Annotated in this window: 5 protein-coding genes; 4 read left to right on the top strand and 1 reads right to left on the bottom strand. The window is 70.0% G+C overall.

The window, feature by feature from the left end:
* The 4 genes from clpX to JWQ91_RS01030 all read left to right on the top strand — a co-directional run.
* The coding region (gene clpX, locus JWQ91_RS01045) for an ATP-dependent Clp protease ATP-binding subunit ClpX (protein WP_297779614.1) at positions 1-1,101 on the top strand (1,101 nt) is incomplete at its 5' end.
* A 38-nt stretch (positions 1,102-1,139) separates the two neighbouring features.
* Positions 1,140-2,291, top strand: a complete 1,152-nt coding sequence (locus tag JWQ91_RS01040) for a saccharopine dehydrogenase NADP-binding domain-containing protein (RefSeq protein ID WP_297779611.1) — start codon at positions 1,140-1,142, stop codon at positions 2,289-2,291.
* Between the two features lie 54 nt (positions 2,292-2,345).
* Entirely contained in the window at positions 2,346-3,749 is a 1,404-nt protein-coding gene (locus JWQ91_RS01035) for a cytochrome ubiquinol oxidase subunit I (RefSeq protein ID WP_297779607.1), read from the top strand.
* Complete coding sequence (locus JWQ91_RS01030) at positions 3,746-4,750, top strand: cytochrome d ubiquinol oxidase subunit II (protein WP_297779604.1); 1,005 nt, start codon at positions 3,746-3,748, stop codon at positions 4,748-4,750. The genes JWQ91_RS01035 and JWQ91_RS01030 overlap by 4 nt, the downstream gene beginning before the upstream one ends.
* A gap of 11 nt (positions 4,751-4,761) precedes the next feature.
* Here JWQ91_RS01030 and JWQ91_RS01025 read toward each other — a convergent pair.
* Positions 4,762-5,733: class I tRNA ligase family protein (locus tag JWQ91_RS01025; protein WP_297779602.1), on the bottom strand; the 972-nt coding region annotated here is incomplete at its 5' end.

Genomic DNA, 5,733 nt, shown 5'->3' with positions numbered 1-5,733 from the left:
CTCGGTGAGCTGCCCAAGCCGCACGAGATCTACGACTTCCTCAACGGCTACGTGAACGGCCAGGACGGCGCGAAGAAGTCCCTCGCCGTCGCGGTCTACAACCACTACAAGCGCGTCCAGGCCCAGACGGCCACGGGACGCGGCAAGGACGACCAGGTCGAGCTGGCTAAGTCCAACATCTTGATGGTCGGCCCCACCGGTTGTGGCAAGACCTACCTGGCGCAGACGCTGGCGCGCATGCTGAACGTCCCGTTCGCGATCGCCGACGCCACGGCGCTGACCGAGGCCGGCTACGTCGGCGAGGACGTCGAGAACATCCTGCTGAAGCTGATCCAGGCCGCCGACTACGACGTCAAGAAGGCCGAGACCGGCATCATCTACATCGACGAGGTCGACAAGATCTCGCGCAAGAGCGAGAACCCCTCGATCACCCGTGACGTGTCGGGAGAGGGCGTGCAGCAGGCCCTGCTCAAGATCCTCGAGGGCACGACCGCCTCGGTGCCGCCGCAGGGCGGCCGCAAGCACCCGCACCAGGAGTTCATCCAGATCGACACGACCAACGTGCTGTTCATCGTCGGCGGGGCCTTCGCGGGTCTCGACCAGATCATCGAGCAGCGCAGCGGCAAGATGAGCCTGGGCTTCAACACCGGCCAGCAGGACATCGGCAAGAAGACCGAGCCGCACAAGCTCTACTCCAAGGTGCTGCCGGAGGATCTGCTCAAGTTCGGCCTGATCCCCGAGTTCATCGGCCGCCTGCCGGTCATCGCCGCGGTCGACAACCTCGACAAGGACGCGCTCGTCGCGATCCTCACCGAGCCCCGCAACGCGCTGACCAAGCAGTACGTCCGGCTGTTCGAGATCGACGGTGTCGAGCTCGAGTTCAGCCAGGAGGCGAGCGAGGCGATGGCCGACCTGGCGCTCGACCGCGGCACCGGGGCCCGTGGCCTGCGCTCGATCATCGAGGCCGTGCTCGAGCCGGTCATGTACGAGATCCCGAGCCGGGACGACGTCGCGAAGGTCATCGTGACGGCCGCGACGGTCGCCGGCCTGGAGGGCCCGCAGATCCTGACGCACGACGAGGCCGCCAAGAAGGCTTCCTAGTGGCGGCGGTGCTGGTTACCTCCCGGTAGGTTGTCGGCATGACTTCTGTCGACATCGCCCTGCTGGGTGCCACCGGGTTCACCGGTGGCCTCACCGCCGACTACCTCGCCACCCACCTGCCGGACGGCGCCACGTGGGCCGTTGCGGGCCGCAACCAGGCCAAGCTCGAGGCGGTCGCCGACCGTGTCGAGATGCTCGGCGGGCTGCGCCCCGAGATCATCTCGGCCGACACCGGCAACGCCGACTCGATGGCGGCGCTCGCCAAGAGCACGCGGGTGCTCGCCACGACGGTCGGACCGTACGTCCAGCACGGCGAGCCTGCGGTCAAGGCCGCCGCCGAGGCCGGCATCGCGTACGTCGACCTGACCGGCGAGCCGGAGTTCGCCGACACGATGTGGCTCAAGTACGACGCCGTGGCGCGCAAGACCGGCGCCCGCATCATCCACGCGTGCGGCTTTGACTCGATCCCCTACGACCTCGGCGTCCTCTACACCGTCCAGCAGCTCCCGGAGGGCGTGCCGCTCTCGGTCAGCGGCTACATCCGCGCCGGCGGCACCGCTTCCGGTGGGACCTACCACTCGGCGATCGGGGCGTTCTCCCGCATTCGTCACGCGGCGCGTACCGCGGCCGAGCGCACGAAGCTCGAGGCCCGTCCCGAGGGGCGCCGGATCCGGGGCGGCGGCAAGATCGGCCGCGGCGCCGGCGGCAAGGGCTGGGCGCTGCCCCTCCCGACGATCGACCCGCAGATCGTCCTGCGCTCGGCGCGGTCGCTCGACCGGTACGGCCCGGAGTTCACCTACTCGCACTTCGCCCAGTTCAAGAAGCTCCCGATGCTGGTCGGCACGCTGGCCGGGGGAGCGGTGCTGCTGGCCGGTGCCCAGCTGGCGCCCACCCGGAGCCTGCTGCTGAAGCTCAAGGCCCAGGGCGACGGGCCCGACGAGGACAAGCGCGCCTCGTCGTGGTTCAACCTCCGGCTCGTGGGCGAGGGGGGCGGCAAGACCGTCACGACCCAGGTCAGCGGTGGCGACCCCGGCTACACCGAGACCGCCAAGATGCTCAGCGAGGCGGCGCTGTCATTGGCGTTCGACGACCTGCCGCAGGTGTCGGGCCAGACCACGACCGCCGTCGCGATGGGCGATGCCCTGATCGAGCGGCTCGACCGGGCGGGCATCACCTTCCGGACGCTCTGACGACGGCACACCCGCTCGACGGGCACGTCGCCCCGTGGGTCGTAGGGTGAAGCGATGGACCTCGTCGGAGTCGCCACCCACGTCCTGACCTCGAGCAACGGGCCGCCGGGGCTCCTCCCGGCTCGCCAGCAGATGGCCTTGTCGCTCGGCTGGCACATCGTGCTGGCCTGCTTCGGCGTGGCGTTCCCGACCATGATCTACGTCGTGCACCGGCGCGGGATCGTCCGTGAGGACGCCGTCGCGCTCACGCTGGCGAAGCGCTGGGCCAAGGTGTCCGCGGTGCTGTTCGCGATCGGCGCGGTCTCCGGCACGGTGCTGAGCTTCGAGATGGGCCTGCTCTGGCCCGGGTTGATGGGCCGGTTCGGCGACGTCCTCGGGCTGCCGTTCGCGTTCGAGGGGCTCTCGTTCTTCGTCGAGGCGATCTTCCTGGGCATCTACCTCTACGGCTGGGGCCGGATGCCCGCACGCCGGCACCTGGCGATGCTGATCCCGATGGGGGTGGCGGGAGTCGTCGGCACGTTCTGCGTCGTCGCGGTCAACGCCTGGATGAACAATCCCACCGGTTTTCGCCTCGTCGATGGCGAGGTGACCGACGTCAACCCGTGGCGGGCGATGTTCAACGATGGCGTGTGGCTGCAGTTCACGCACATGTGGGTCGCCGCTTTCATGGTCGTGGGCTTCGTCGTGGCCGGCGTGTACGCCGCGGGGATGCTGCGGGGCCGGGTCGACGCGCACCACCGGCTCGGCTTCACCGTGCCGTTCGCGTTCGCCACGGTCGCCGCGCTGGTGCAGCCCTTCATCGGGCACCTGCTGGGCCTGCGGATTGCGACGACGCAGCCGTCGAAGCTCGCGGCGTTCGAGCTCGCGACGACGACCGAGCAGCCGGCACCGCTGCGGCTCGGGGGGATCCTGGTCGACGGTCAGGTGCGCGGCGCGATCGACATCCCACGGATCGGCTCGCTGATCGCCCGCAACTCCTTCGAGAAGCCCGTGTCCGGGCTCGACAGCATCCCGCCTGGGGACCGGCCGCCGGTCAACATCACCCACCTGGCGTTCCAGTCGATGGTCGGCATCGGCACGCTGCTGGCGTTCGCGGTCGCGGTCTACTGGTTCGCCCGCTGGCGTCGCCGGGACCTGATCGGCAACCGCTGGTTCCTGCGCGGCGCGGTCGTCGCGGGTCCGCTCGCCGTGCTCGCGATGGAGTGCGGGTGGATCGCCACGGAGGTCGGGCGGCAGCCCTGGACCGTGTGGCAGATCCTGCGAACGACCGATGCCGCCAGCGAGAGCGGCGGGCTGTGGTGGAGCTATGCCGGCGCCGTGGTGATCTACGTCGGCATGACGATCGGCGCGGTCGTGGTGCTGCGCTCGATGGCGCGGCGGTGGCGGGCAGGTGAGGAGGACCTGCCGAGTCCCTACGGCCCCGGTGACTCCGCGGTGGACGAGGCGCGGTCCCGATGAGCCTGGCCGTCCTCGTGGCGATCGCGATGTTCGCCGGCATCGTGCTCTACGGGCTGTTCGGCGGCGCCGACTTCGGCTCGGGTTTCTTCGACCTGACCGCCGGCGGCTCGGAGCGGGGCGGCGAGCTGCGAATCCTGATCGACCACAGCATCGGACCGGTGTGGGAGGCCAACCACGTCTGGCTGATCTACATCCTGGTGATGTGGTGGACCGGCTTCCCCGAGTCGTTCGCAGCTGCGACAACCACCCTCATGCTCCCGCTCGCGCTGGCGCTCGTGGGCATCGTGCTTCGCGGGGCGAGCTTCGCCTTCCGGAAGTACTCTGCGACTCTGGCCCAGGCCCGGCTGTTCGGGGCGGTCTTCGCCGGCTCCTCGCTCATCACGCCGTTCTTCCTCGGCGCCGCGGCCGGAGCTGTCGCCTCCGGCCGCGTGCCGGCGGAGGGCAACGGCGATCCTTTCGACTCATGGCTCCACCCCACGTCGCTGTTCGGCGGCCTGATCGCGGTCGGAACCTGCGCCTTCCTGGCTGGGGTGTTCCTGACGGCGGACGCGGCTCGTACCGGCCACGAGGTCCTGGCGGAGACGCTGCGCATCCGCACGCTGGGCGTGGGCATCGCGACGGGCGTCATCGTCTTCGCCGCCCTCGTGCCGATCAAGCAGGACTCACCGACCCTGAGCGACCGGCTGCTCGGCCCCGCCGCACCGTTCATCGTGGCCTCTGGGGTCGCCGGTGCGGCGACCCTGGTCCTGTTGTTGCGCCGCCGCTACGGTCCAGCGCGGCTGGGTGCTGTCGCTGCCGTGGCCTCGGTCCTGATCGGCTGGGGCGTCGCGCAGTACCCGTGGATGCTGGTCGACGAGGTCAAGATCGCCGACGTGGCCGGCGCACCGGCCACCCTGTGGGGCCTGCTGGTCGTCGTCGCCGTCGCCGGGGTCATCGTCGTGCCGGCGCTGGCCTACCTGTTCTGGCTGACGCAGAGCGAGCGCTGGACGCAGCACACCTAGGCGCGGGTCATTCACACGGCCGCGGGCGTGGCCTGGACCTTGTACGACTCGACGGCGCTGTCCGCGAAGTACACCGGATCGACCGAGACGCGGCCCGCGGCGACGACGTCGGCGATCGCGAGCCGGAGCACGTCGAGCCGGTCCTTGGTCGCGGTGATCGTCAGGCTGCTGATCGGGGTCTTCTGGCTGACCTTGGCCACGGACTTGGCACCGCGGATGTCGGCGAGCACCGAAGCGGCGGACGCCAGCAGTGTCGGGTCCTGCTCGGACGTCGTCAGGTCGGTGCCGTTGACGGGCCACTCGGCACGGTGGATCGACCCCTCCTGCCACCACGACCAGACCTCCTCGGTCACGTAGGGCAGGAACGGGGCCAGCAGCCGCAGCTGGACCGACAGGGCCAGCACGAACGCGCTCTTGGCCGATGCGCCGCCGGCGTCGTCGCGACGGGCACGCTCCTTGACCAGCTCGAGGTAGTCGTCGCAGAAGTCCCAGAAGAACTTCTCGGCGACCTCGAGGGCCGTGGCGTAGTCGTACGCCTCGAAGGCTGCGGTGGCCTCGGTGACGACGAGCCGCAGGCGGCTCAGCATCGCCAGGTCGAGCGCCTCGGTGACCCGGGCAGGGTCGAGGTGGGTCGCGTCGGCGCCGAGCCCATAGGCCTCCTCGGCCGCCAGGACGAACTTGCTGGCGTTGAGGACCTTCATCGCGAGGCGGCGGCCGACCTTCATCTGCGCCTCGTCGAATGGCGAGTCGGCGCCAGGACGGGCGCCCGCGGCCCGCCAGCGGACGGCGTCGGCGCCGTACGTCGACAGGATCTCGTCGGGCACGACGACATTGCCCTTGGACTTGCTCATCTTCTTGCGGTCGGGGTCGACCACGAAGCCCGACAGCGCGGCGTGCGTCCACGGGATGCAGCCGTGCTCGAGGTGCGAGCGGACGAGCGTGGAGAACAGCCAGGTGCGGATGATGTCATGACCCTGCGGGCG

The organism is Aeromicrobium sp. (assembly GCF_025965075.1).
In the GTDB taxonomy this organism is placed as follows: Bacteria; Actinomycetota; Actinomycetes; order Propionibacteriales; family Nocardioidaceae; genus Aeromicrobium.
The sequence above is the reverse complement of the archived record's forward strand: the minus strand, read 5'-3'. Positions and strand labels throughout refer to the sequence as shown.